18 protein-coding genes and 1 pseudogene are annotated in these 25,016 nt (G+C 74.7%); 10 read left to right on the top strand and 9 right to left on the bottom strand.

Annotated features, from left to right (window positions below; genetic code table 11):
* Window positions 1–1,096, top strand: a 1,096-nt coding sequence (locus IE249_RS00745) for an aldose epimerase family protein (RefSeq protein WP_229857146.1), incomplete at its 5' end; no start/stop codon positions are given.
* Window positions 1,097–1,255: 159 nt separating this feature from the next.
* On the top strand, window positions 1,256–3,022 hold the full coding sequence (locus tag IE249_RS00740; protein ID WP_189702792.1) for a pyridoxal phosphate-dependent aminotransferase: 1,767 nt from the start codon (window positions 1,256–1,258) through the stop codon (window positions 3,020–3,022).
* Between the two features lie 60 nt (window positions 3,023–3,082).
* Here IE249_RS00740 and IE249_RS00735 read toward each other — a convergent pair whose 3' ends face one another.
* The 3 genes from IE249_RS00735 to IE249_RS00725 form a co-directional block, all read right to left on the bottom strand.
* On the bottom strand, window positions 3,083–4,498 hold the full coding sequence (locus tag IE249_RS00735) for a hypothetical protein (RefSeq protein WP_189702791.1): 1,416 nt from the start codon (window positions 4,496–4,498) through the stop codon (window positions 3,083–3,085).
* Window positions 4,499–4,585: 87 nt separating this feature from the next.
* The gene (locus IE249_RS00730; protein WP_189702790.1) at window positions 4,586–5,236 is read right to left on the bottom strand and encodes a DUF4360 domain-containing protein; all 651 of its coding nucleotides are present in this window, start codon (window positions 5,234–5,236) and stop codon (window positions 4,586–4,588) included.
* Between the two features lie 175 nt (window positions 5,237–5,411).
* Entirely contained in the window at window positions 5,412–5,579 is a 168-nt protein-coding gene (locus IE249_RS00725) for a hypothetical protein (RefSeq protein WP_229857145.1), read from the bottom strand.
* 76 nt (window positions 5,580–5,655) lie between these two features.
* Between IE249_RS00725 and IE249_RS00720 the strand changes: the two genes are divergently transcribed.
* The 4 genes from IE249_RS00720 to IE249_RS00705 all read left to right on the top strand — a co-directional run bounded on the left by IE249_RS00720 (window position 5,656) and on the right by IE249_RS00705 (window position 12,123).
* The gene (locus tag IE249_RS00720; protein WP_189702789.1) at window positions 5,656–8,679 is read left to right on the top strand and encodes a beta-galactosidase; all 3,024 of its coding nucleotides are present in this window, start codon (window positions 5,656–5,658) and stop codon (window positions 8,677–8,679) included.
* 69 nt (window positions 8,680–8,748) lie between these two features.
* Complete coding sequence (locus IE249_RS00715) at window positions 8,749–9,447, top strand: toxin-antitoxin system, toxin component family protein (protein WP_229857144.1); 699 nt, start codon at window positions 8,749–8,751, stop codon at window positions 9,445–9,447.
* A gap of 62 nt (window positions 9,448–9,509) precedes the next feature.
* Window positions 9,510–10,730, top strand: coding sequence for an MAB_1171c family putative transporter (locus IE249_RS00710; RefSeq protein ID WP_189703201.1), 1,221 nt, complete (start codon window positions 9,510–9,512; stop codon window positions 10,728–10,730).
* Entirely contained in the window at window positions 10,723–12,123 is a 1,401-nt protein-coding gene (locus IE249_RS00705; RefSeq protein ID WP_189702788.1) for an FAD-dependent oxidoreductase, read from the top strand. The genes IE249_RS00710 and IE249_RS00705 overlap by 8 nt, the downstream gene beginning before the upstream one ends.
* A 4-nt stretch (window positions 12,124–12,127) precedes the next feature.
* Here the strand turns inward: IE249_RS00705 and IE249_RS00700 are convergent, their stop codons facing one another.
* The 4 genes and pseudogenes from IE249_RS00700 to IE249_RS00685 form a co-directional block, all read right to left on the bottom strand.
* Window positions 12,128–12,982 (bottom strand): SMP-30/gluconolactonase/LRE family protein, encoded by an 855-nt coding sequence (locus IE249_RS00700; RefSeq protein WP_189702787.1) that lies wholly within the window; start codon window positions 12,980–12,982, stop codon window positions 12,128–12,130.
* On the bottom strand, window positions 12,979–13,752 hold the full coding sequence (locus IE249_RS00695; RefSeq protein ID WP_189702786.1) for an IclR family transcriptional regulator: 774 nt from the start codon (window positions 13,750–13,752) through the stop codon (window positions 12,979–12,981). The genes IE249_RS00700 and IE249_RS00695 overlap by 4 nt, the downstream gene beginning before the upstream one ends.
* A 135-nt stretch (window positions 13,753–13,887) precedes the next feature.
* A pseudogene (locus IE249_RS00690) lies at window positions 13,888–15,130 on the bottom strand (PucR family transcriptional regulator).
* Window positions 15,131–15,133: 3 nt separating this feature from the next.
* Window positions 15,134–15,271 (bottom strand): hypothetical protein, encoded by a 138-nt coding sequence (locus IE249_RS00685; protein ID WP_189702785.1) that lies wholly within the window; start codon window positions 15,269–15,271, stop codon window positions 15,134–15,136.
* Between the two features lie 360 nt (window positions 15,272–15,631).
* Here IE249_RS00685 and IE249_RS00680 point away from each other — a divergent pair, with 360 nt between their 5' ends.
* Entirely contained in the window at window positions 15,632–16,261 is a 630-nt protein-coding gene (locus tag IE249_RS00680) for a hypothetical protein (protein WP_373304316.1), read from the top strand.
* Here the strand turns inward: IE249_RS00680 and IE249_RS00675 are convergent.
* Entirely contained in the window at window positions 16,251–17,132 is an 882-nt protein-coding gene (locus IE249_RS00675; RefSeq protein ID WP_189702784.1) for an ATP-grasp domain-containing protein, read from the bottom strand. The two genes, IE249_RS00680 and IE249_RS00675, sit on opposite strands and share 11 nt — an antisense overlap.
* Before the next feature lie 181 nt (window positions 17,133–17,313).
* Here IE249_RS00675 and IE249_RS00670 point away from each other — a divergent pair, with 181 nt between their 5' ends.
* Both IE249_RS00670 and IE249_RS00665 read left to right on the top strand, forming a co-directional pair.
* Entirely contained in the window at window positions 17,314–18,759 is a 1,446-nt protein-coding gene (locus tag IE249_RS00670) for an acyl-CoA synthetase (protein WP_189702783.1), read from the top strand.
* Window positions 18,752–20,134 (top strand): carboxyl transferase domain-containing protein, encoded by a 1,383-nt coding sequence (locus IE249_RS00665; RefSeq protein ID WP_189702782.1) that lies wholly within the window; start codon window positions 18,752–18,754, stop codon window positions 20,132–20,134. Before IE249_RS00670 ends, IE249_RS00665 begins: the two co-directional genes overlap by 8 nt.
* Here the strand turns inward: IE249_RS00665 and IE249_RS00660 are convergent.
* The gene (locus IE249_RS00660) at window positions 20,109–23,750 is read right to left on the bottom strand and encodes a S8 family serine peptidase (protein WP_189702781.1); all 3,642 of its coding nucleotides are present in this window, start codon (window positions 23,748–23,750) and stop codon (window positions 20,109–20,111) included. The genes IE249_RS00665 and IE249_RS00660 overlap by 26 nt on opposite strands.
* 284 nt (window positions 23,751–24,034) lie before the next feature.
* On the opposite strand from IE249_RS00660, the gene IE249_RS00655 reads away from it, so the two are divergent.
* Window positions 24,035–25,016: rod shape-determining protein (locus tag IE249_RS00655; protein ID WP_229857142.1), on the top strand; the 982-nt coding region annotated here is incomplete at its 3' end.

Genomic DNA, 25,016 nt, shown 5'->3' with positions numbered 1-25,016 from the left:
CGGCCCCGCCCAGGCCGCGCCGGGCTCCTCCGGCGGCCGCGGAAGGCCGGTCAAGGAGCTGTTCGGCACGCTCGCCGACGGCACCAGGGTCCACCGCTGGTCGTTGGAGAACGGCGGCACCCGGCTGAAGGTCCTCTCCTACGGCGGCATCGTGCAGTCGCTGGAGCTGCCCGACCGGCGCGGGCGCTACGCCAACGTCTCCCTGGGCTTCGCCCGCCTCGAGGACTACGTCAAGAGCAGCCCGTACTTCGGCGCCACCATCGGCCGCTACGGCAACCGCATCGCCAAGGGCCGCTTCACCCTGGACGGCAAGACCTACCAGCTCTCCGTGAACGACGGCGAGAACAGCCTGCACGGCGGCGCCAAGGGCTTCGACAAGCACGTGTGGGACATCGAGCCGTTCACCCGGGGCTCCGACGTCGGCCTGCGCATGCGCTACACCAGCGTCGACGGCGAGATGGGCTACCCGGGCACGCTGCGCTCGACGGTGACGTACACCCTGAACCGGCACGGCGACTGGCGCATCGACTACGAGGCCGCCACCGACAAAGCCACCGTCGTCAACCTCACCAACCACACCTACTGGAACCTGGCCGGCGAGGGCAGCGGCACGGTCGAGGACCACGAGCTGACGATCGCCGCCTCCCGCTACACCCCCACCGACGCGGGACTGATCCCCACCGGCGAGCTGGCGAAGGTCGCGGGCACCCCCTTCGACTTCCGGCACGCCAAGACCATCGGCCGGGACCTGCGCGCGGGCCACCCCCAGCAGGTCACGGCCAAGGGCTTCGACCACAACTGGGCGCTGGACAAGGGCGTCACCACCCGGCCCGAGCACATCGCGACCCTGCGCGACCCGCGCTCCGGGCGCACCCTGCGGATCGCCACCGACCAGCCGGGGCTCCAGTTCTACTCCGGCAACTTCCTCGACGGCACCCTCGTCGGCACCGGCGGCCACACCTACCGCCAGGGCGACGCGGTGGCGCTGGAGACCCAGCACTTCCCGGACTCGCCGAACCATCCGAAGTTCCCCTCGACCGTGCTGCGGCCTGGGCAGACCTACCGGACGACGACGATCCACTCGTTCGACGCCTGACGGGCGGCTTCACCCGCCGGACACACTCCCCGCACAGGAGTTGAACGGCGTCCCGCCCGCCTCCGTATTCATGGGCGGCCCGCGCTCCCCCGCGCGGGCCGCCCCAAGACGACGGGCCCGGCCGTCTCCAAGGCCGGGCCCGCCCCATACGGAGGTTCCATGGCCGACAACGTCACCTCGCTGTTCCGCGGCAGCGCGGCCCACAGCCCGTCGATGGCGGCGCTGACGCGGGAGGGCGGCGACGGTGCCGGACCGGTGGACTTCTGCATTCCCTGCAACCCCTACTTCCCCACCCCCGCCATGTTCCAGGACATGGCGGCACGGCTGCGGGACATCATCACGTACTACCCCTCCAGCGCCGACACCATCACCGCCGAGCTGTGCGAGCTGCTGCGGCTGCCGCCGAGCTGCGTGGCGATGGGCAACGGCTCCACCGAGCTGATCACCTGGATCGACCACCTGCTGGTGCGCGAGTCCCTGGCCGTCCCCGTCCCCACCTTCGGCCGGTGGACCGACCAGCCGATGGAGACCGGCAAGCGGGTCGACATGTTCCCGCTCCAGGAGGCCGGCGGCTTCGCCCTGGACCTCGCGCAGTACGCCGAGTTCATCCGCAAGCGCGGCACCCGGGTCGCCGTGATCTGCAACCCCAACAACCCCGACGGCGGCTTCCTGCACAAGCACGCGCTGGTGCAGTTCATGGACGCGATGGCCGACCTGGACCTGGTCGTGGTCGACGAGTCGTTCCTGGAGTTCGCCGACGCGGAGGCCGATCCGAGCGTGGTGCAGGAGGCCGTGCTGCGGCCGAACGTGGTGGTGCTGCGCAGCCTCGGCAAGAACTTCGGCCTGCACGGCATACGTTTCGGCTACCTGGTCGCCAACCCGGCGCTCGCGGGCCGGATCCGCTCGATGCTGCCGAAGTGGAACCTCAACTCCCTCGCCGAGCACGTCGTGTTCATGCTGAAGGAGCACGGCGCGGAGTACCAGCAGAGCCTTCAGCAGGTGCGCCGCGACCGCCTGGAGATGGCGAGCCATCTCTCGGCGCTGCCCGGTCTGACGGTCTACCCGTCCCAGGGCAACTTCCTGTTCGTGCGCCTGCCCGTGGGCGCCGAGGGCACCGTGGTCCGCGACCGGCTGCTCACCGAGCACCGGATCCTGGTCCGCGAGTGCGGAAACAAGATCGGTTCATCCAGCCGCTTCCTGCGGCTCGTGGTGCGCCCCGAGGTGGACGTGCGTCGCCTGGTGTCCGCCATGGAACAGGTGCTCTACGGGACCAGGAGGGGAGCCGCCGTACCCGAGCAGGGCACTGGGACCAGCTACAGCTCGGGTACGGCGGCGATCGACCGGCTGATGAGTGAGACCAACGGGGCCGGAACGCACGGACTGGCCGCTCAGGCCGCCGCTGCCGGTCCCGCTCCCGGGCTCGCCGCCGGCAACGGCATGCCGCTCCCCGCAGCCGCGTCCGCCGCGCCCGCAGCGCGTCCGGCCGCCGCCGGGATGCCGATGCCGGCGGCGGCCCAGCCCCTGACGCCGGCCCCGTTGCCGGCTCCCGTACCGGCGCCCGCCCCGGCCCCCGCGCCCCAGCCGGCGCCGATGCAGCCTCTCGCCCCGGCGGCCCAGTTGCCGCCCCAGCCCGCCGTGCCGACCCCGGCGCCGGCCCCGATGCCCGTACCCGTGCCGGTCCCGGCGCCGCTGCCCACGCCCACCCCCGTGCCGGCCCCGGCTCCCGTGCCCGCTCCGGCCCCCGCCGCGCAGACCGGGCCCACCCCGCCCGGGGTCCCGGCGCGCGGCGGACTCACCGCCGCCCAGGTGCGCGGCATGACCGCCCCGCCGCCGGGCAGCCCCGGCGCGCTCACCCCGGCCCCGGCGACCGGCTGGCCCAGCCCCCAGAACTGGCCCAACGCGGCCGGCATGGGCCAGGCGGGCTAGGTCCCGTCGTGCCGGGCGTCGCGGGGCAGGCGGCAATTCGACGACAGGGACCAGGGTCTGTCACGGCAGGTAAGTGATCGTCACCGGGGCCGTGTTGTTGCGCTGGTCCGGGTCCTGTGACGGGTCGGAGTCGGCGCGGACGCTGCCGCGGGCTGTGTCGACGCGCCTGTCGATGTGCACGCGCATCACGGTGCCCGGCGGCGCCGGTCCCGGACAGGCGACCGTGCCGTCCTTCCCGGGGCTCGGGTAGCAGTACGGAATGTCGCTCTCGTGCTGTTCCGGAGGTACGTCGACGAGGCTGACGCCCGCCGGGAGGGTCACGTGGAGCGTGCCCCGGCCGCCGGGCGCGGTCCAGCCGTCCCCCCGCGGATACGGCACGGTGACGTCGACCGTCGCGCCCACCCTGCCCTTGATGGTGAAGCCGACCGCCGCCACGTCGTCGTGGCGCGAGGTCTCGAAGGCCAGCGCGTCGCCGCTCGCCACCTCGCTGTACTCGTCGTCGTTGCGCACGAAGTCACCGCCGTCGACGGGCCGGAGCCCGAGCGTCGCTCCGGTGCCGTGCGGGGCCGACCCGGACAGCGCCCAGAAGTCGGGCATGTCGGCGGTGCGCCACACGCTGTCCTGGATCAGCCCGTTCCTGGCGTCCTCGCCGACCACCGCGGTGACCGGGCCGTCGGTCTCGTACGCCGCCCCCGCGGGCAGCGGCCCGGGGAAGTCGCACTGCGCCTTGGTGGCCCTGGTCGGCTTGTCGTAACGGCAGTTGGCGTAGCGCGGTGTCAGGGTGGCGCCGTGGGCCTCCACCACGACGCTGACGCCGCCGTCGATGCCGGTGTCGCCCTTGTTGCCGAAGGCCGGTGTCAGCCGTATCGCCTCGCCGGGGTTCACACCGGTGAGCCGCTTCCCGCTGCGGCGCAGGGTCAGCTGCGGCGAGCCGACGACCAGGCGGGTGGTGTGGCGGACGGTGGGCGCGTTCGCGGCGCGCACGGTCAGGCGGATCGTCCCGGTACGGCCGAGGACCGCACCGGGCGCGGGCCGCACGTAGAAGGGGCTGACCTCGGTGACCCCGCCGAACCGCACGTTCCCGACGCGGCACTTCATGCGGAAGCCGGTGAGGGCGCAGTCGCCGGGGAGCCTCGGGTGGATCTCGGCCCTGCCCTCGAAGGCGGACAGGTCGAGGTCCATCTCGATCCCGCCGACGGCGCCCTGCCCGCCGCCGGACGGGGCCGCCGCCCCCAGCCGGACGGTGTAGACCGGGGCGTGGGGGGCGGTGTCGTGCGGGTTGTAGCGCGGCAGGTAGAGGACGTGCGGTACGGAGCGCAGGGTGAGCACGCCCCGGCCGGAGGGCGTCGCGGGCGTCGGTGTCCACTTGCGGGCGGGCGAGGCGGAGGCGTGCGCCCGCCCCGTCCGGTCCGCTCCTCCCTCCGGCCGGGAGACGGCCCACACCACGGTCACGGCCAGGGCCAGGACGCACCCCACGACCGCGCTCGTCAGCGACCGCCGTCTCCCGCTTCCCCACCATCGGCCCATGTCACGTCAGACCGCTGTGGGGACCCTCCGGTTGCGTCAGGACTTCGGGCACTCCTTCCAGGCCATGTGGTAGACGGTGCTGATGTCGCCGTCGGTGGAGTCCATGGTCATGAAGCTGACCTTGCCGGGCGCGCTGCTGCCCGCGCTGACGCGCAGTTCGGTGTTGATGTTGAAGTTGCGCAGCACCCCGCAGGGCGCCCACACCAGTTGGGCCCAGTCGGTGCTGTCGGTGGCCTGCCAGTCGTCGTTGTAGGGGCCGTTGAACGGGTGGTTCTTGAAGGCGGTGTTCGAGGAGCCCTGGAAGTAGTACGAGGCCCGCTGGGTGCCGCTGGCGCCGGGCTGGAGCGAGAGGAAGCCCCGGTAGTCGGCGCTGGCGATGGCGTAGGTGAAGCCCTGCGGCACGTGGACGATCAGGTTGAGCTGGCAGTTCTTGCGGAACGCGGTGGGGTCGGAGTTGCCGCCGACCTGGGCGAGGTAGTCGCTGTAGGTCACGGTGAAGGCGGTGTTGTCGGGTGAGACGGCGACGGCGGCCGTGCCCTGGGGACAGCCGGAGCCGTTCACGGTGGCGACGTCGATGACGATCTTGTCCGGGGGCGGGTCGGTGACCACCGGGGACGAGGGGTGTGCGGGGAGCGCTGTGGTCAGGAGAGCGGCGATCGCGCCGCTCATGAGCATTCCGCCGGCCATGGTTCTCCATCCGTTCAGTGGGGGGTGACACCAGGCACTTACGTCATGCACATGCCAAGCAGGCGTGCGCATGCGCCCCCTGCCCGTGAAGGAACCATGGACGCGCTGTGAAGGCCGGGGAGCGGTCGCATCGTACGCAGCGCCGACGTGCGCGAGAAGGTCGCTCTCCGGCCATTCACTCGGCCCCCCCGCGCCAGAGGCCGCCGAGGATCCCCGCCGGGAACCTGCGCGGAATGTCCTGTTCCACGGCGATCGCCTCGGCCTTCACCGGGGCGCCGCCCTGACGCACGGCCGGTTCCAGAACCCCCCGTACCGCGTAATCCGCCCGCGCCGGGATCCTCATGGGTCCACTGTGCTTCCCGGGTCCGTGGAGAATGGCCGCACCCGCGCCCCGTAAGATCCGCCCGGGAGGCACACCCTTGGCGCTCAGCAGACGTTCATTCAGCGCCCTCGCCGGCACGGCCGCGCTCGGACTGGCACTGGGCGGCAGTGGCGGACCGGGGGCGCCGTCCGCGTACGCGGCGCGCTCGGTGCCCACCGGCCCGCCGCCCCCGCCGCCGTCCGCGGACGGACGACGGCACACGGTCGGTCACGACCGCCACTCGCTGCTGGTCGACGGCAGGCGCCTGGTGCTGTGGTCCGGCGAGATGCACCCCTTCCGGCTGCCCAGCCCCTCCCTGTGGCGGGACGTGCTGCAGAAGATGCGCGCCCACGGCTTCAACGCGGTGAGCGTCTACGTGGCCTGGAACTACCACTCCCCCGCTCCCGGCCGGTACGACTTCACCGGCGTGCGCGACCTCGGCCTGTTCCTGCGCACGGCCGCCGAGACCGGGCTGTACGTCGTGCTGCGCCCCGGCCCCTACATCAACGCCGAGGTCGACGGCGGCGGATTCCCCGGCTGGCTGACCGCCGCCCGGGGCACCGCGCGCACCGACGACCCCGACTACCTGCGCCATGTCGACGAGTGGCTGACCCACGTCGACGCGATCGCCGCCCGGCACCTGTTCACCAAGGGTGGCGGCACGGTGCTGCTGTACCAGATCGAGAACGAGTACGACGCCCACGTGGACGAGCCGGCCGGACGCGCCTACATGAGCCACCTCTACAAGAAGGTGCGCTCCGACGGCATCGACGTCCCCCTCTTCCACAACGACAAGGGCCGCAACGGCTACTGGACGCCGGGCTCCTTCGACACCGGCGGCGAGAAGGGCCGCTGGCTGTACGGCTTCGACGGCTATCCCTCGCCGTCCCAGCCCCCGCCGGACTGGGGGTACTTCGGCACCGGCGGCAGGACCGGCGGGGCGAGCGCCAGCCCGCACACGCCCGGGTTCATGCCCGAGTCCGGCGGCGGCTGGTTCGACCCGTGGGGCGGGGTGTGGTCCAAGGGCAAGGGGTACGCCGAGGCACGGCGCACCCGGGACGCGGCGTACGAGCGGCGCTTCTACCTGACCCACCTCGCCAACGGCATCACGGTGCACAACGTCTACATGGCCTTCGGCGGCACCTCCTGGGGCTGGCTGCCCGCGCCGGTGGTCTACACGTCGTACGACTACGGGGCCGCGCTCGACGAGGGCCGCCGGCCCACGGAGAAGCTGGTGCCGATGCACCAGATCGGGCACATGCTCCAGCGCTTCCCGGACTTCGCCAAGCTGGACCGGGCGGCGGACGTGAAGGCGGCCGGGCTCACCGTCCGCCACCTCGCCAACCCGGACACCGGCGCCCACGTCTACGTCCTGCGCAACGACGGCGACAAGGACGTCTCCTCGACGCTGCCCGCGGCCGGCGAGGACCTGCCGGTGACCGTGCCGGCCCGGGACGCGCGGCTGACGGTGACCGGCCTGCGGCTCGGGCAGCGCACGGTGCGGTGGGCGACCGCGCAGCCCATGCTGTTCCTGACCGCCGGGCAGCAGGACGTGGTGGTGTTCTGCGGGCGGCGCGGCGAGCTGGCCCGGGTGGTCCTGGACTCGCCCGAGGAGCCGCTGGTCGGGCGCGTGGACCAGGAGGCCGCGTACATCTACGACCAGGGCCTGCTGCGGGTGACCGCGCCCTTCACCGCGGGCCGGACGATCCAGGTGCGGGTGCAGGGCGACGGGGTGGACCGGCCGCTGCTGATGATCTTCGCCGACGAGGAGTCCTCCGTACGCCTGTGGCCGTACGACACCCCCTCGGGCTCCCTGCTGGTCTACGGCCCCGAACTGCTGCGCACCGCCGAGGTGCGCGACGGCGCGGTCCGTCTGACGGGTGACACCGGGCGGCCCACCGGCCTGGAGGTGTGGGGGCCGCCCGGCATCGGCTCGGTGGTGTGGAACGGCGGGGCGGTGCGCACCTCGCCCGGCGCCTCCGGCGGCCTGCGCGCGGTCGCGCCGCTGCCCGGGGCGCCCGAGGTGCGGCTGCCCGCGCTCGGCGGCTGGCGGGTGCGCGAGGAGAACCCCGAGTCCGCGCCGGGCTTCGACGACTCCGCCTGGCGGAAGGCCGACCGGACCTCCTCGTACAGCACCACCCCGGTGCCCGAGGGGCAGCCGGTGCTGTTCGCCGACGACTACGGCTTCCACTACGGGGACGTCTGGTACCGGGGCTCCTTCACCGGCGCCGCCGGCGTCGAGTCGGTCTCGCTCGCGTACTCCACGGGCACCCAGGGGCTGCTCATGGCCTGGCTGGACGGGGAGCCGCTGGGCACGCACCGCATGCCGGTGCCGGACAACGGCACGATCCGCAGGGGGACTTGGTCGGCGACGGCGAAGTTCCCGGTGCGGCGAGAGCTGCGCACCCCGGGCCGGCACGTGCTGTCGGTGCTGGTGCGGCGGATGCAGCACGACCAGGACGGCGGGGCGCGGGACACCCACAAGGCGGCGCGCGGGCTGACCGCGGCCACCTTCACCGGGGGCGACCCGGACGTGCGGTGGCGGATCCAGGGCGAGGCCGCGCCCGACCCGGTGCGCGGGCCGGTGAACAACGGCGGCCTGTACGGCGAGCGGGAGGGCTGGCACCTGCCCGGCTTCCCGGACGGCGACTGGGAGAAGGCGTCCTTCCCGCGCTCGGTGCGGCGGCAGGGGGTGACCTGGTACCGGACCACGTTCCGCCTGGCCGTGGACCCGCGTGTGGACGCCTCGGTGGGGCTGACGCTCGAGGACGACCCCGAGCGGGCGTACCGGGCGCAGATCTTCCTCAACGGCTGGAACATGGGCCAGTACATCAACGACGTGGGCCCGCAGCACACCTTCGTGCTGCCGAACGGCATCCTGCGCACCCGGGGCGCCAACACCCTGGCGCTGGCGGTCCTTTCCGAGCAGGGCACGCCCTCGGGTCCGGGCCGGGTGGGGCTGACCCTGCTGGGCGCGGCGGCAGGCGGGATCCCCGTGACGCCGGTGGCCTGCCCGGGCCGCCGGGGCGGTGGCCGCGCAAAGGCCGTTACCGGTTCAACGAACGGTCGAGGGATCGCATGACGCGGACACGCGAGGCCGCGTAGGCTCGGACGGCCCGCCCCGTTCACGGGCGGCCGGAAGGGGGAGTCGATGGACTTCGCGGGCGCGCGCCGGCGCGGCGCGCGACGCACGGCCCGGATCGCCGGGCTGGTCCGGCACGCCCGGCCCGGCGCGGCGATGCGCACACTCGCCGCCGACCTCGCCGCCGCCGTCCGGACCCGGCCCCGACCGCCCGCCGACGTACGGGAGTTGTGCCGGGCGCTGTGCGAGGAGATGAGCGCGCGGCGTTCCGGACGGCCGGTGCAGCTGCGCTTCGAGCGCTTCCCCGACGAGATCGAAGTGACCGGCCTGTGGGTGGAGTTCCAGGACTTCGACCTGGTCATCGTCGAGGAGCGGGCCGAGGAGATGCAGCAACTGGTCATTCTGGGCCACGAGTTGTGGCACATGCACGCCGGTCACCGGCACCGCCACCTGCCCGGTGCGGCGGCCGCCCGGGTGCTGGCCGAGGAGTCCGGCTGGCGCGAGGCCCTGACGGTGGCCGCGCGGCACGGCTCCCGTGAGGCGGAGGAGGCCGCTGCCGACGACTTCGGCCACCGCCTGGCCACCGCCTTCCGCCCCTGCCTGAGCGGGGACGGGCAGGAGCACGGCTCCTCGCCCGACCCGGTCCAGCGGTCGATGGGCTACCGCGGAAGCGGGAGCGGCAGCGGCAGCGGCAGCGGAGGCACGGGCGCAACCGGCAGCAGAGGCGGGAGCAGGGGCGGGCGCGGGCGCGGAGGCGGTCCGCGGTGACCTGGGCGACGGCACCGGTGGGCGAGTTCCTCGGCCCGGCGGCGGCCCCGGCGCGGCTCGCGCTGGACACCTCGCGCGCGTTCAGCGGTCTTTACGTGTCCTTCTGGCTGCCGACCGCGGTGCTGGCCGTGGCGCTGGCGATCAAACTGCCCAGCATCCTGAAGATGTGGCGGGACCCGCTGCTGCGCGCGGTCGGCGGCCTGCTGCTGTTCGGCTGCGCGGTGTTTGTCTTCGCCGCGCCGGGGACGATCCACTGGACCAACCGCGTCACCGGGGTGCCCAACATCTCCGCGCCCTGGGTCTACTCCCTGCTGACCGCGCTCTGCGCGTCCTGGCTGCTGCTGATCATCGCCTGGCGCAACGACCTCGCCGACCGCTCGGCCCAGACCCGCCGCGCCACCCGTCTCGTGGTGGCGGTGTACGCGGGCGTGGTCGTCGCGCTGTGGGTCCTCTTCGCGCTCGCGGACGTCCCCGTGGAGCGGCTGCGGGACCTGGACACGTACTACGCCAACACCCCGTTCATGCGCGAGGAGATCCTGCTCTACCTCCTCGCGCACACCGTGGCCTGCTCGATCACCGCCCGGCTGATCTGGAACTGGATCCGCACCGACGGCCTGGACGCCTGGCTGCGCTGGGGGCTGCGGCTGCTGGGCGTGGGCTACGCGACGAACCTGTTCTTCGACGCCTCCAAGCTCACCGCGGTGGTGGCCCGCTGGACCGGCCACGACCTGGACTGGCTGAGCACCGACCTGGCCCCCTCGGCGGCCTGCGTCTCCGCCACCCTGGTCGCGGTGGGCTTCATCGTGCCGCACGTCGGCCAGTACGCGCACGAGCGCTGGCGGCTCAGGCTCGGCCACTGGCGGCTGCGGCCGCTGTACCGGCTGACGCGGGCGGTGACCGGCGGCCGGGAGCCGTTCGCCCCGCGCGCCACCGCCGAACTGCGTCTGATCCGCCGCGAGACGTTCATCCGGGACGCGCTGCTCCAGCTGTCCCGCTACCTGGACGAGGACCTGCGCGCCCGGTCCTACGACGCGGCCGTGGCGCTCGGTCACGAGCCCGGCCGGGCCAAGGCGCTCGCGGCCGCCGTGTCCATCCTGGACGCCGTCGACGCACGGCAGCGCCACCCGGAGGCCGACAGCGCCTCCGCCCCGTCCGGCCCGGACACCGCCTATCTGCTGCGCGAGATCCAGGACGTGTCCCAGGCACTGCGTCACCCCGAAGTCATCGAGGCGGTACGCGCCCGTGCGGCCGCCCCGGCAGGAAGCGTGCCCGCGCATGAGTGAACGTTCCGTCCCCGCCACCACCGCCGTCGTGCTGGGGGGATCCCACACCGGCATGCTCACGGCCCGCGCGCTGGCCTCCTTCGCCGGCCGGGTCCTGGTCGTGGACCGCGACGAGCTGCCCGCGGGACCCGAGCCGCGCAAGGGGCTGCCGCAGGCACGCCACGCCCACATGCTGTGGTCGGGCGGGGTGCGCGCGGTCGAGGAGCTGCTGCCCGGGGTCACCGGGGCGCTGCGCGCGGCCGGGGCGCGCCGGCTGCCGGTCACGACCGACATCGTCGCGATGTCCGCGCGGGGCTGGTTCCGGCGCTGGCCGGAGTCCCACCACGTGATCCTGGCCGGCCGGGACCTGCTGGACGCGACGATCCGCGCGCGGGTCCTCGCCGACGAGCGGATCGAAGTGCTCGGCGGCACCGAGGTGCTGGGCCTGACGGGCACCGCGGCCGCGGTCACCGGGGTCCGTGTGCGCACCGGCGGCGCGGAGCGCGTCATCGAGGCCGGTCTCGTCGTCGACGCCACCGGCCGGGGTTCGGCGGCGTCCCGCTGGCTGACCGAACTGGGCCTGCCCGCGCCGGAGCGGCGCGAGGTCGACTCGGGCCTGGCGTACGCCAGCCGGCTCTACCTCGCGCCCGAGGCGGCCCGGGACGGCTTCCCGGTCGTCAACGTGCAGCCCGACCCGCGCGGCGGCGGTCCCGGCCGGGCCGGCTTCCTGCTGCCCATCGAGGACGGCCGCTGGATCGTCACCCTGTCCGGCACCCGGGGCGGCGAACCCTCCTCCGCCGACGAGGACTTCGTGCGCTTCGCGCGCGAGGAGCTGCGACACCCGGTGATCGGCGAACTGCTCGAGCGCGCCGAGCCGCTGTCCGCCGTGTCGTTCACCCGCGCCACCGTCAACCGCCGTCACTTCTACGAGCGGATGCCCGCCTGGCCCGCGAACTTCGCCGTCCTCGGCGACGCGCTCGCCGCGTTCAACCCGGTCTACGGCCACGGTCTGGCGGCCGCCGCCCAGAGCGCGCTGGCGCTGCGGGAGGTGCTGCGGCGTCACGGCTGGGGCGCCCCGGGTCTGTCCCGCCGCGTCCAGCGTGCGGTGGCCCGGCCGGTCGGGGCCGCGTGGGACCTCGCGATCGGGCAGGACGTGTTCTACCCGGGCGCCACCGAGCAGGGCCCCACGCTGCGCGACCGGCTCGTGTCCGCGTACGTCGACCGGCTCATGCACACGGCCATCGGCAACGGCCGTGTCGCCCGCCGCGTCACCGACGTGACCTCCCTGCAGCGCGGCGCCCATGTCCTGCTGGCCCCGAGCGTCCTGCTGGCCGCGGCGGCGGGCCCGCTGCGACCGCCGCCGTCCGGGCCTCCGCTGACCGCGGAGGAGCGCAAGGCGGCGGGCATCCCGTAGGACGTCAGCCCGCGAAGGCGGGCTGGGCGAGGCCCTTGCCCGCGCCGGGGAGGACCAGGAGGGAGCCTGCCACGGGGTGCGGTGCGGTGAGACCGGTGCGGGCCGTGGTGACGTACAGGTCCGTGAGCGCGGGGCCGCCGAAGGCGCATGCCGTGGGGCGGGGGACGGGGAGCGCGACCACGCGGTCCAGCCTGCCGTCGGGGGTGTAGCGGCGGACGGCGCCGCCGTCCCACAGGGCCACCCACACACAGCCGTCGGCGTCGACCGTGAGGCCGTCCGGGAATCCGACGCCCTCCTCCACGCGCGCGAACTCCCGGCGGCCGGTGACCCGTTCGCCGCCCCCCACGACGTCGAAGACGTCGATGCGCAGGGTCGGGGAGTCGACGTAGTACATCAGGCGGCCGTCGGGGCTCCAGCCGGTGCCGTTGCTGACCGTCACGTCGTCGAGGACCACCTCGGCCGTGCCGTCGCCGGTCAGGCGGGTGAGGGTGCCGCCGCCGGGCGCCTCGTCGTAGCGCATGGTGCCGGCCCACAGCGAGCCGTCGGGGGCGACCGCGGCGTCGTTGGCGCGGCGGCCGGGCACCGGGTCGCGGTGCAGCCAGCGGAAGGCGCCGCCGGGGTCCACCAGGCCCACCCCGTCACGGAGGTTGAGCACCAGCCCGCCGCCCGCGCGGGGCCTGGCGGCGCCCACGTGCTGCCCGGTCGTGCGGACCGTGCGGCGGCCGGAGGCGGGGTCGTAGGTGTGCACACGGGAGGAGAGGATGTCGATCCAGATGAGCCGGCCGGCCGCCGGGTCCCAGACCGGTCCCTCGCCCAGCTCGGCCCGGGCGGCCACCGCCACCTCGTACGGCGTCGTCATGCCCCGCCCCGGTGGCCGAGGCGCCCGGACAGCTCGGCGGCGCCCTTCGCGGCGAGCTGCTCCAGCTCGGCGCGGCGCTCCTCGCTCCAGCGGATCATGGGCACGGAGATGGACAGGGCGGCGACCACCTGCCCGGTGCGGTCGCGCACCGGCGCGGCCACGCAGGAGACGTCCGGGTTGGACTCGCGGCTCTCCACCGCGATGCCCCGCTGCCGGATCCCGCTCAGGGCCTCGCGCAGCGCGGCCGGGTCGGTGATGCTGTTGGGGGTCATCGCGGCCAGCTCGGCGTCGTCCGGGACCCGCGCGGCGAGTTCCTGCTCGGGCAGCGAGGCGAGCAGCATCTTGCCGACCGAGGTGCAGTGCGCGGGGAGCCGGCGGCCGGCGGCGGAGACCATGCGCACCGCGTGCGTGGAGTCGACCTTGGCGATGTAGATGACGTCGGTGTCCTCCAGGATCGCCACGTGCACGGTCTCGTCGCAGGTCTCGGCGACCGACCGGGCGACCTGCTGGCCCTCGGCGGCGAGGTCGAGCTGCTCGGCGTAGCGGCTGCCGAGCTGGTACGGGCGCACGCCGAGCCGGTAGCGTCCCGGCTGCCCGGTGACGGGCACGATGTACTGCCGTGCGCAGAGCGTGGTGACCAGCTCGTGCACGGTGGTGCGCGGGAGCTGGAGCCTGCGCACGATGTCGGGGGCGGAGAGCGTCCCGTCCCCGTCGAGGAAGAGCTCGAGTATGTCGAGAGCTCGGGTCACGGCAGGTACGAGGCGTCCCACGACCGGCCCCCTCCCTGAATCTAGGCCTATGTTCGAGATATCAACAGGCGATCGGCATGGCGAACACAGGTTAGCCACCCGCCTTCACCCAGGCAACGCCCGCACGGGATGCGGTCGTCGCCGCCCCGGCCACGGTCACCGGCGCGGGGCCGTGTCGCCGGGGGCGCCCCGCAGGCGCTGGGCCCGCAGGACCAGTTCGAGTTCGAAGCGGCGGTCGGGGTCGTCGATCTCGTCCCCCCACAGCTGCCGTATCTGCCGCAGCCGGTAGCGCACCGTCTGCGGGTGGACGCCCAGCCGGGCGGCCACCTCCGGGGCCCCGCCGCGCGTCTCGAGCCAGGCGAGCAGCGTCTGGGCGAGCCGCCGCCCGTGGGTGGGCCCGCAGTGCGAGAGCGGGGCCAGGCAGCGCCGCGCCAGGTCGTCGATCAGCTCCTCGGGCTGGAGCAGCACCAGCGCCTGGGTGTGCTCGGTGCAGTACAAGACCGGCGGGCAGCAGTCCCCGCTCCATGAGCCCCACGGCGGTGCGCGCCCAGCGCAGCGACTTCACCGCGTCGGTGAGCGCCACCGGCGGCCCGATGGCGCCCGACCAGCCGGTCAGGGCCCGGTGCAGCAGTTCGGAGCGGCCGGCGGCGTCCGGGTCGGGCACGACCATGCGGGGCTGCTCGTACTCCAGGTCCAGCAGCACGCCCTGGCCCACGGCGGGCGCGAGCGACTCACGGGCCGGGCGCAGCAGCACGCCGACCGCGACCCGGCCGGGCAGCGGCCAGCCGATCCGCGCCGCCCGCTCGGCGAGGGCGTCGGCGGCGTCGCCGCGCTGCCGTTCGGCGAGCAGCGGCTCCATCAGCCGGCGCTGCAGCCGCAGCCGTTCCCCGGCCCGGCGGGCGGCCGCCTCGGCGTATCCGCGCACGGACTGGTCGACGAGGCCGTCGAGGTACTCGTAGCCGGCGTCGACGAGTTCGTACATGGCGCGCGGCGGGATGCGCACCCGCTGGCCGATGTCGGCGAAGCGCCGCCAGGCCAGGCGCACGCCCAGCCGGTAGATCGCCTGGAGCGAGTCGAGGCTGCGGCCGTGCAGTCCCTCGCCGCGGCCGAAGTCGTGGAAGACGCCCGGCGGGACGGTGGGGCGTTGCCCGGAGTGCTCCAGGTGCTGCACGAACACCTCGATCGCGCGGCGGATGCCGACGAGCGCCATCGGCTCGCCGCTCTCGTCGAGCACGACCGGCAGGTGCGGGTGCTCGCGGCGGATCTCGCGCAGGATCTCCTCGGCGAGCGCGGGCGCCTCGGCCATGGCGATCGCCGCGAACCGCCGCGCCTGGAGGCGGGGCACGTCGTGCCAGGCGGACCGGCGGGCGGGTGCGGCGGCCGGGCGGGGAGCGGGCACCGGTCAGCCCCCGCCGGCCTGCTCGTAGGTGATCAGCGCGGTGTTCGGCCGGTCGGGGCGGGCGTCGAGGAGCGCGACGGCGCCGGGGGCGGCGGCCACGGCGAGCGCGGCGCCCGCCGCGACGGCGAGCGGTCTGGACATCGCAGGGTCAGCCTCTCTGTCCGGAAGAGCCGGTCCCGTGGCTTCCCGGTCCGGCGGTCGCCCCACCCCGGTGTGTCCCACCCCTGCTGTCGGTCGGTTCAGTGTCGGCAGGAAATTGACACTGCGTCAAGGGGCGCTCACGGTTGCCGGCCCATACGCGCACTTTCCCTCTCGGCTTCTGGAGCGCCGGATGCGCCGTACGGCCTCACCTCTCTCCTTGATCCGTGTACGACGCGCACGGCAAGAGCCGAGGAGACCGAGATCCCCGGGTCTCGGCCCGAGGAGCAAGTCAAGTCGACTCGGTGCTGTTCCTGCCCGACGGCCGCCGCCCGGGCGCGCGGGTGGGTGAGGATGGACACCATGCCGACGCCGTCCGGAAAGCGCCCCGCCAGGGGACCGTCCGAGCACTCCGCCAGGGCCCACGTCCCCTTCACCGCCCTCGACCTCCAGCTGGTGCTGCTGCGCCGCATGGCCGACCACAACCCGGACCTGGTGGAGGACGCCCGCCGTGAACTGGGCGTCTCCATCGCCGGGATGCGGGACGCCAACAAGCGCTGGCAGGCCATGCTGCGCTCGCCGAGGGCCCGCCCCGCCGCCGCCCGCTACCGCTCCGTGCTCGGCGAACCGGAGTCGGCGACCGCGCGCCGCGTGGGCGACCTGGACTGCGAGGCCCGCCAGTGGCCGCTTCCCCTCTGGCCGGACCTGCGCTTCGAGGTGCTGGCGGGACCGGACGGGCAGGTCTGGAACGAGTGGCTGGTACGCGCCCCCGGCGCCGAGCCACCCCGCCTGCGCACCACCGACGACCTCATCCCTTGGTCCTGCACGGTCGACGAGGCCGCCCGCGCCTTCGCCCCGGCCCGCCCCCTGGAAGGCACCGCGCCCACCCGCTGGGGCCTGGCGTTCACGGCCCCGGACCCGGACGGGGTGCCCCGGCAGGTCGTGGCCGAGTTCACCTGGGGTCTGCTCCAGCGGACGCGGATCAGCGGCTAGCGCCGGCGGCGGCGAGCACGGCGTCCACCACCCGCCGCAAGGACCCGGGGTGCAGCCACAGGAACAGGTTGGGCTCCACCAGCTCCAGCTCCATCACCCTCGGTTCGCCGTCGTCGCCGTCCACCAGGTCCACGCGGGCGTACAGCAGCCCGGAGCCGCCGCCCGGCACGGCGGCCAGCGCCCGCTCGGCCACGGCGAGTTCGGCGGGCGCCGGCTCCCACGGCTCCACGCCGGGGTGGGCGACCTTGGCCGCGTCGTAGGCGGTGCCCGGCGCCAGCACGGCACGCTTGCGGCTGGCGTGCAGCAGCCGGCCGCCGAAGAACTGCAGCGCGCGCTCCCCGCTGACGTCGATGCGGGTGAGGTACGGCTGCACCATCGCGGTCAGCCCCTCCTCGTGCATCCGCGCCACCTGCGCGGCCGCCCTCTCCCGCTCCCCCGGCGCGTACCGGGCGGCGAAGCGGGCGCCGGCCCCGAAGACCGGCTTGACCACGAACTCGCGGTCGCCGGGCAGCCGTATCTCGTCGCCGGGCGCGAGATAGCCGGTCGGCACGACGGGCACCCCGGCCGCCGCGAGGTCACCGAGATACCGCTTGTCGGTGCTCCAGCGCACCACGTCGGCCGGGTTGGCGATCCGGGTGGCCTTCGCGCACCGCTCCACCCAGTCGGCGAACTCCGCCATGCGCCAGGTGTAGTCCCACGTCGACCGGATGAGGACGAGGTCGAAGCGCCCCCAGTCGACGCCTTCCCGGTCCCAGGGCAGCGCGACGGCGTCGGCCCCCGCGTCCGCGAGCGCCTCGGTCAGCACGGGCAGGTCCTGGTCCCGGTGCGGTTCCGCTCCGGGGTCGTAGGTGGCGAGTGCGACGCGGAGCACGGCGGGATTTCCTCTCGTCGGGTGTTTCGGCTCGTACATCAGTTCAGACCGCTGTGACCGGCGTCAACCTCCGGCGGCGACCGAAGCGGGTGCGGGTGGGGTAGGAACGGGAGTGTCGCCATCACCGCGTCGCCATCACCGCGTCGCCACCGCCCGCGCACGAGCCACAGGGAGTCCTCGCGTGTCCTTGCTCTTTCCCGCCCTGACGGAAGACCCCGGCGAGCGAGTCGCCCTGCGGTTCGGGGAGCGGTCGCTGACGTACGCGCGGCTCGCGGCGGCGGCCGGGGCCGTCGGGCGGCGGGTGGCCGGCCGGGAGCGGGTCGCCGTGTGGGCGACGCCGGAGCTGGAGACGGCCGTGGCGGTGGTGGGGGTGCTCCTCGCCGGGGTGGCCGCCGTCCCGCTGAACCCCAGGTCGGGCGAGAAGGAGCTCGGGCACATCCTGGCCGACAGCGCGCCCTCTCTGGTGCTCGCGGCCCCCGGCGCCGAACTGCCGCCCGCCCTCGCCGGGCTGGAGCGGGTGGACGTCGACGTGCGCGCCGCCGCTCCGCTGCCCGAGGAGCGCGTGGGCGAGGAGGACCCGGCCCTCGTCGTCTACACCTCCGGCACCACCGGGCCGCCCAAGGGCGCCGTCATCCCGCGCCGGGCCGTCGCCACCACGCTGGACGCGCTGGCCGACGCCTGGCAGTGGACCGGGGACGACGTGCTCGTGCAGGGGCTGCCGCTGTTCCACGTGCACGGACTGGTCCTCGGCATCCTCGGGCCGCTGCGGCGCGGCGGGTCCGTACGGCACCTGGGGCGGTTCGGCACCGAGGGCGTGGCGCGGGAGCTGAGCGGCGGGGCGACCATGCTGTTCGGGGTGCCGACCATGTACCACCGGATCGCGGAGGCGCTGCCCGGCGACCCGGCGCTGGCGAAGGCGCTCGCGGGCGCCCGGCTGCTGGTCTCCGGGTCCGCCGCACTGCCCGTGCACGACCACGAGCGGATCGCGGCGGCGACCGGCCGGCGGGTGATCGAGCGGTACGGCATGACCGAGACCCTGATGAACACCAGCGTCCGGGCGGACGGCGAGGCGCGGGCCGGGACGGTGGGGGTGCCGCTGCCGGGGGTCGAGCTGCGGCTGGTGGAGGAGGACGGCACGGTCCTGACGGCGTACGACGGCGAGACGGTCGGCGAGATCCAGGTGCGCGGCCCCAACCTGTTCACCGAGTACCTCAACCGGCCCGACGCGACGGCCGCCGCGTTCACCGCCGACGGGTACTTCCGCACCGGGGACATGGCGGTGCGCGACCCGGACGGCTACGTCCGCATCGTCGGCCGCAAGGCCACCGACCTGATCAAGAGCGGCGGCTACAAGATCGGCGCGGGTGAGATCGAGAACGCGCTCCTCGAACACCCGGGGGTGCGCGAGGCGGCCGTCACCGGGGAGCCGGACGCCGACCTCGGGGAGCGGATCGTCGCCTGGATCGTGCCGGCCGATCCGCAGTCCCCGCCCGGCGCCGAGGAGCTGGCCGACCACGTGGCGCGGCGGCTCGCCCCGCACAAGCGGCCCCGCGCCGTCCGTCTCCTCGACGCGCTCCCGCGCAACGACATGGGGAAGATCATGAAGCGGGCGCTGCCTCATGGCTGAGCGGCTCACCGCCCGGCAGGCCATCGCGCTCGTCACCGATGACTTCACCGAACTCCCGGACCACAGCGGTCGGTTGGAACCGGACGGCCCGCTCGGCTGGCGGGGCTACGACACCGCGCGCGCCCGCGCCGCCGAACGCACCGGCGAGCACGAGTCGGTGGTGTGCGGCACCGCGACCGTCGGGGGCACCCGGGCGGTGCTGATCTCCTTCGAGTTCGGCTTCCTCGGCGGCTCGCTGGGCGAACGCACCGGCGACCGCCTGGAGTCGGCCCACGCCCACGCCCGCGCGCACCGCCTGCCCGTCGTCCCGCTGGTCGCGACCGGGGGCAGCAGAATGCAGGAGGGCATGCTCGCGCTGACCCAGCTCCAGCGCGTGGCACGGCAGTCCGCGCTCACCCGGGCGGCCGGGCTGCCCCAGATCGCGGTGGTGCGCGACCCGACCACGGGCGGCGGCTGGGCCACGCTGGGCGCGGGCGCCGACGTGGTCCTCGCCCTGCCCGGCGCCCAGACCGGCTTCGCCGGCTCCCGCGTCCGGCCCGCCGACGCCGACCCGGCGGCCTACACGGCCGAGGCCCAGTTCGCGGCAGGCTCGGCGGACGCGATCGTGCCCTCCGGCGAACTCCGCGCCACCCTGTCCCTGTGGCTCCGCCTCCTGACCACCCCGTCGACAACCGAGGCCCCGCCACCGCACGCCCTGCCCACACCCGGCGACGGGACGCGCCCCACGCTCCCCGCCACCGGCTGGGAGGCCGTCCGGCGGGCGCGGGACGACGGGCGCCCGCGTGCCGAGCGTTATCTGGACGCCTACTTCGTGCGGCGGGCGGGCATCTCCGGGGACCGGTGCGGCGGGCGGGACGACGGTGTGCTCTGCGGGTTCGGCGAGCACGAGGGCCGTACCGTCGCCTACGCCGCGCAGACCGGCACCGCGACCCGGCCCGCCGGGTACCGCACCGCCGCCCGGCTGGTGCGGCTCGCGGACCGGCTCGCCATCCCGGTGCTGACCCTGGTCGACACCCCGGGCGCGGCGAACGACGCCGAGGCCGAGCGGCAGGGCGCAGGCCCCGCTATCGCGGACCTGTTCGCGGCGGTCGCCGAGGCCCGTACGCCGATCACCACGCTGGTGATCGGCGAGGGCGGCTCCGGCGGCGCCCTCGCCCTGGCCGCACCCGGCAACACCTGGGCCACGCCGGACAGTTACTTCTCGGTGATAGCGCCCGAGCTCGCCGCCGCGATCCTCAAGCGCCCTCCGGAGCAGGCGCCGGCCACGGCCGACGAGCTCCGCGTCCGCCCCCAGGACCTGCTCGCCCTCGGGGTGGTGCGGGGCATCGCCGGCCACGAGGAGGGCACGGTCACCGCACCCCCACCGCCCGGATGACCTCCTGCCGCACCGAGCCGCCCCGGTCGTCGCCCGCCGAGGCGCGCAGCGACACCGAGGCGGCGCCGCGCGGCACGGTCAGCGTGCCGCGCCAGGTCGTGTCCCGGCCGGTGAGCGCCACCGGCAGCCAGGTCGCGCCCTCGTCGTACGACACCTCCAGCCGGCCCCCGCCGACCGTCCCGGTCCCCGTGGCTCGCGCGACGTACTCCGCGCGGAGGCCGACGCGGAGCCGTCCGCCGGCGCGCACGTCGCCCGCGAGGTCGGTGCCGAGGTCGAAGGCGAGGTTGATCAGGGGCAGCGTCGTCCAGTGGTCCTGGGGGGCGGCCGAGGAGCGGAAGGTCCACTCGGTGTGCCCACGGGTGGCGAGCCGCCACCGGCCGGTGTCGAGCGCGGTGTCCGTGACGAGCCGGTAGGTGTGCTCGCCCGCGGGCGCGTCCCACGCGTAGGCGGTCGAGTCGGGCCGCCGGTCCGTCAGTTGGCCGTCCGTGTAGAGGGCGGTGGTCTGGGTCATGCCGCTGTCCTGGCTCCAGACGTCCCCGAAGCCCGTGTGGTCGGGGCCGGAGTCGCCCCAGCCGGGCGCGTTGAACCGCAGCCTGTTTCCCTGCCGCTGCTGCCCCCAGCCGAGGCCGGTGCCGAGCCAGGGGTGCCAGACGGGCCCGAACCAGTCGAGCACCGGGTGCGATCCGCCGCTGTAGTGGACCAGCCCGCCGCGCTCCTCCAGGGTGCCGTCGCCGACCGTCACCGACTCCTGCCAGAGCCGGCCGGGACCGGCGGAGACGTAGTCGGTGCGCACGGCCGGGTAGTCGATCCGCTCCAGGAAGCCGATGCCCACCGGGAACGTGCCGGTGATCGAGTACCGGAACTCGCCACCGGTGGCGGGAGACTTCGGCCGTACGGCGTGGAACCGAGTTCGGACCGTGGCCAGTTGACGCCCGTCCGGCGCGTAGGTCAGGTCGTGGTCGGGGATCGCCCGCCGGTGGCCCTGTTCGAGGTCGTAGACGTACGGGGTGTCGCGCGTCCCCGTCATGTCGGCGCGGCCGGCGGCGCGCAGCCGGGCCGCGTCGGCCGTGTTCACGGTGGCGATCTGCAGCGGCCGGTCGGCGTTGTCGTCGGTGCCCCACCAGGCGCTCAGCCGGCCGGGCACGTCGTCGGTCACGAACAGTGCCCTGGCGCCCGCGTCCTGGGCTTTCCGCGCGAGCGCGGCCGGCTCGGCGCCGTCGGTGAGCCGGGCCAGCACCGCCTTGCCCCGCACGTCCTTCCCGGCGAAGTCGCCGTCGCCGGTGTCGACGAGCGGCAGTCGGCTGCGCCCCTCGATCAGGGTGCCGCCGGACTGCACGACCGCCTCGCCGAGCCCCCTGACCTCCAACCGCGGCCTGCCGAGCCGCCACACGGTCCGGTACTCGAAGGTTCCGCCGGACACCTTCCGTGTCGGCGCGGCGAAGACGCTGTCGTACGTCACCGGCACCTGGACGGCCTCCGACAGGTCCGAGCCGCCGAAGTCGCGGTCGTACTCCATGAGCAGTTGCCGTGTCTCGGTGCGGCGGGGGACGGCGGCCCGGATCTCCCGCAGCCTGCGGCCGTCCAGGGTGACCTCGCGGTCCCGGTCGAGGACGACCTCGGGCGCGGCGAGGAAGCCGAGGCCGAGGGAGTCGGCGCCGTGGCTGCCGCGCACGTCGAGGAAGGTGGTGAGGCTGTACGTGCCCGGCGTCAGCCGCAGCCGCAGGGTGCCCGAGCCGCCCGCGTGCTCCGTGTCCGGGTCGGCGCCGGCGGCGAGCCGCTGCACGGTGACGTCGGCGGCGGCGGGGGCGCCCGTGCGGTCCTTGACGTGCACGGTGAGTGTGTACCGCTCGTCCTCCTTGACCAGCCCGAACACGGTGTGCGCGACCGGGGTCCCGTCGGCCGAGGCGACGATCTGCCCGCTGGTCTCGCCGACCGGCGCCTTCGTGCCGTCACCGGTGACCGTGGTGGAGACGGTGCCGTGCGCGGGCACGGTGAGCGCGGAGTCGGCGAGCGTGGCCACGCCGTCCGGTGCGCCCTGGACGGCGAGGCTCAACCGCACGTCCGCGTCGGAGGAGTTGGCGTACGTCAGGGTCCTCGTGACCGGCTTGTCCGCGGGGTAGGGCCAGCGCAGGAAGCCGAGGTCGGCGCTGCCGGTGGCGGTGATCCGCGCGCGCACCGCGTCGGGCACGCTCACCCGGCCCGCGCCCAGCAGGTAGGCGGACGCGTCGAGCCGTTTCGACGTCGACATCAACGCGTCCTTGAGGCGGGCGCCGTCCCAGTCGGGGTGCTCCTGGGCGAGCAGGGCGGCGGCCCCGGCGACGTGGGGCGCCGCCATGGACGTACCGCTCATGGTGGTGTAGTAGCCGCTGCCCGGGGCGAGTCGGGAGCGGGCGGCGAGGATGTCCACGCCGGGGGCCGCGAGGTCGGGCTTGAGGGCGTCGTCCCCGGCGCGCGGTCCGGCGCTGGTGAAGTACGCGGCCTGGTCGGCGGAGTCGACGGCGCCCACGGTGAGCGCGGCGTCGGCGGCGCCGGGCGAGCCGATGGAGGAGGGCGCGCCGGTGTTTCCGGCGGCGACGACGAAGAGCGCGCCGGTCTGCTCGGAGAGGGTGTCGACGGCCAGCGCCATGGGGTCGGTGCCGTCGCTGGGCTCGGTGGAGCCGAGGCTCATGGAGACGATCCGCGCGCGCACGTCCCGCGCGGCCCACTCCATCCCGGCGATGATCTGCGACTCGCTGCCGGACCCCTGGTCGCCGAGCACCTTGCCGACGGCGAGCGTGGCGTCCGGCGCGACCCCCTTCTCCCTGCCGCCGGAGGCGGCGCCGCTGCCGCCCACGGTGGAGGTGACGTGGGTGCCGTGGCCGTCGCGGTCGGCGGTGTCGCCGCCGCCGGTGAAGTCCTTGGTGACGGACACCCGGCCGGCCAGGTCGGGGTGGGCGGCGTCCACACCGGTGTCGAGGACGGCGACGGTGACGCCCTTGCCGGTCAGCCCGGCCTGCCAGGCGGCCGCCGTGCCGATCTGCGCGTTGCTCCCCGCCATGACGGCCCGCACCCGCCCGTCCAGCCACACCTTGCCGACGCCGGAGTCCGCCGCGGCGAACGCCCGCCAGAAGGTACGGCCCTTGCCGGCCTCGACGGCGGCCCCATGCACGCCGGCCAGGGACCGGGTCCGCCGGGCCCCGGCCAGCCGCGACAGGGCCCCGCCCCTGCCGTAGGTCACGATCAGCGGCAGCTCACCGGTGGTCGCGTCGCCGAGCCCCTGCCGGAGCAGCGCGCTCACGTCGAACAGCCGCCCGTCGAGGCGGCCCGCCCGCAGATAGGGCAGCGCCTCGTCCGGTACGACGCTGATGTCGCCGTTCACCGTCCGGATGCGCACGGCCCCCGTGGCACCCGGGGGCCGCCGCACCGTGACGGTACGGCGGCCGCCGCCGAGGCCGGTGACGGTGACCTTGTCACCGGTGACGAGAGTGACGGACGCGGATGCCGACGCGGACGAGGACGCGGTGGGCGGCGGTACGGAGGCCATCTCCCGCGCGGTCGCCGGCGCCGCCGGCAGCAGGGCGATCACGAGCCCGGCGGACAGCAGGGCCGCTCTCCGTCCGGCTGGTCCTCTGCTCATCCGTGCCTCTCTTCGTCGGGTGCTGCGAAGAGTGGCAGAAGCTATGTGGGGATGGGGAGTTGGGAGGGACTGGCGGTTTGGCGCCCTGGCGGGTTCCCGCCGTCGCGCCGGCCCCGATTCCCCTTTATCTGGCGCTTATTCAGCACATAAGCCTAAAATGCACTCATCCAGCGGCACCCCGCCCGGCCCCCTTGAACAGGCGCCCGCTCCCCGGCCCGCGCACGATGGCGAACAGGGCCGCCGTCCGGTGGCCGCCACGGTCCGCGCACCCGGGAGGATCTGCCATGACCGCAAGTCTGGAGCAGTTGCGCCGCTGCCATTTCGCCGTCGACCTGGGAGCGGCCCGGACCCGGGTGTACGTCAAGGGCGCGGGTCTCGTGGTCGACCAGCCCTCGGTCGCGGCCGTCAACACCCGTACCGGAGCGCTGATCGCGGTCGGCGAGTTCGCCGAGAGGATGACCGGACGCACCCCCGACTACATCCGCGTGGCCCGCCCGGTGTCCGGCGGCACGGTCGTCGACATCGAGATGGCCCAGCGCATGCTGCGCCATCTGCTCGGCGACCGGATGCGCCGCAGCCTGCGCCGCAAGCCGAGGCTGCGGGCCGCAGCCTGCACCCCGCACGACGCCGACCCGCTGGCCCAGCGCGCCACGATCGAGACGCTGGTCGGGCTCGGCGCCCGCCGGGTCGAACTCGTCGACACCCTCATCGCGGCGGCGGTCGGCTGCGGGCTGCCCGTGGAACGGGCCGAGGCCACCATGATCATGGTGTGCGGGGCCGCCGCGACCCAGGTGGCGGTGCTCTCGCTCGGCTCGATCGTCACCGCCGAGCGCATCCCGGTCGGCGGCGAGGCGGTCGACCACGCGATCGTGCAACACCTGCGCCACGCCCACGCCTTGATGCTGCCCAGCCAGTCCGTACGGCCGCTGCAGCTCGCCCTGTCCGGCAACGGGCTCACCCCGCAGGGCCCGGCGTCCACCGAGATCCACGGCCGCGACGTGGCCACCGGCCTCGCCCGTTCGGTACGGGTCGACACCGCCGCCGTACGGGACGCCATCCAGACCCCGCTGACCGCCGTGCTCGACGGCATCTACCGGGTGCTGCGCGAGTGTCCGCCGGATCTGGTGGCCGACGTCGCCGACCGGGGGATCACGATGGTGGGCGGCTCCGCGCGCCTGCCGGGCCTGGACCAGATGCTGCGCCAGGCCACCGGCGTACCGGTGCACATCGCCGAACGGCCGGACGTGTGCGCGGTGCAGGGCCTGG

This window comes from Streptomyces anandii JCM 4720 (assembly GCF_014650655.1).
In the GTDB taxonomy this organism is placed as follows: Bacteria; Actinomycetota; Actinomycetes; order Streptomycetales; family Streptomycetaceae; genus Streptomyces; species Streptomyces anandii.
This window is presented reverse-complemented; position numbering and strand designations above follow the sequence as displayed.

What these genes read in the sequence shown, in the direction of transcription:
- IE249_RS00740 (WP_189702792.1), top strand. Translation starts at nt 1,256, where the DNA reads ATGGCCGACAACGTCACCTCGCTGTTCCGCGGCAGCGCGGCCCACAGC.
- IE249_RS00730 (WP_189702790.1), bottom strand. Translation starts at nt 5,236, where the DNA reads ATGGCCGGCGGAATGCTCATGAGCGGCGCGATCGCCGCTCTCCTGACC.
- IE249_RS00725 (WP_229857145.1), bottom strand. Translation starts at nt 5,579, where the DNA reads ATGAGGATCCCGGCGCGGGCGGATTACGCGGTACGGGGGGTTCTGGAA.
- IE249_RS00715 (WP_229857144.1), top strand. Translation starts at nt 8,749, where the DNA reads ATGGACTTCGCGGGCGCGCGCCGGCGCGGCGCGCGACGCACGGCCCGG.
- IE249_RS00705 (WP_189702788.1), top strand. Translation starts at nt 10,723, where the DNA reads ATGAGTGAACGTTCCGTCCCCGCCACCACCGCCGTCGTGCTGGGGGGA.
- IE249_RS00700 (WP_189702787.1), bottom strand. Translation starts at nt 12,982, where the DNA reads ATGACGACGCCGTACGAGGTGGCGGTGGCCGCCCGGGCCGAGCTGGGC.
- IE249_RS00685 (WP_189702785.1), bottom strand. Translation starts at nt 15,271, where the DNA reads ATGTCCAGACCGCTCGCCGTCGCGGCGGGCGCCGCGCTCGCCGTGGCC.
- IE249_RS00680 (WP_373304316.1), top strand. Translation starts at nt 15,632, where the DNA reads ATGCCGACGCCGTCCGGAAAGCGCCCCGCCAGGGGACCGTCCGAGCAC.
- IE249_RS00665 (WP_189702782.1), top strand. Translation starts at nt 18,752, where the DNA reads ATGGCTGAGCGGCTCACCGCCCGGCAGGCCATCGCGCTCGTCACCGAT.
- IE249_RS00660 (WP_189702781.1), bottom strand. Translation starts at nt 23,750, where the DNA reads ATGAGCAGAGGACCAGCCGGACGGAGAGCGGCCCTGCTGTCCGCCGGG.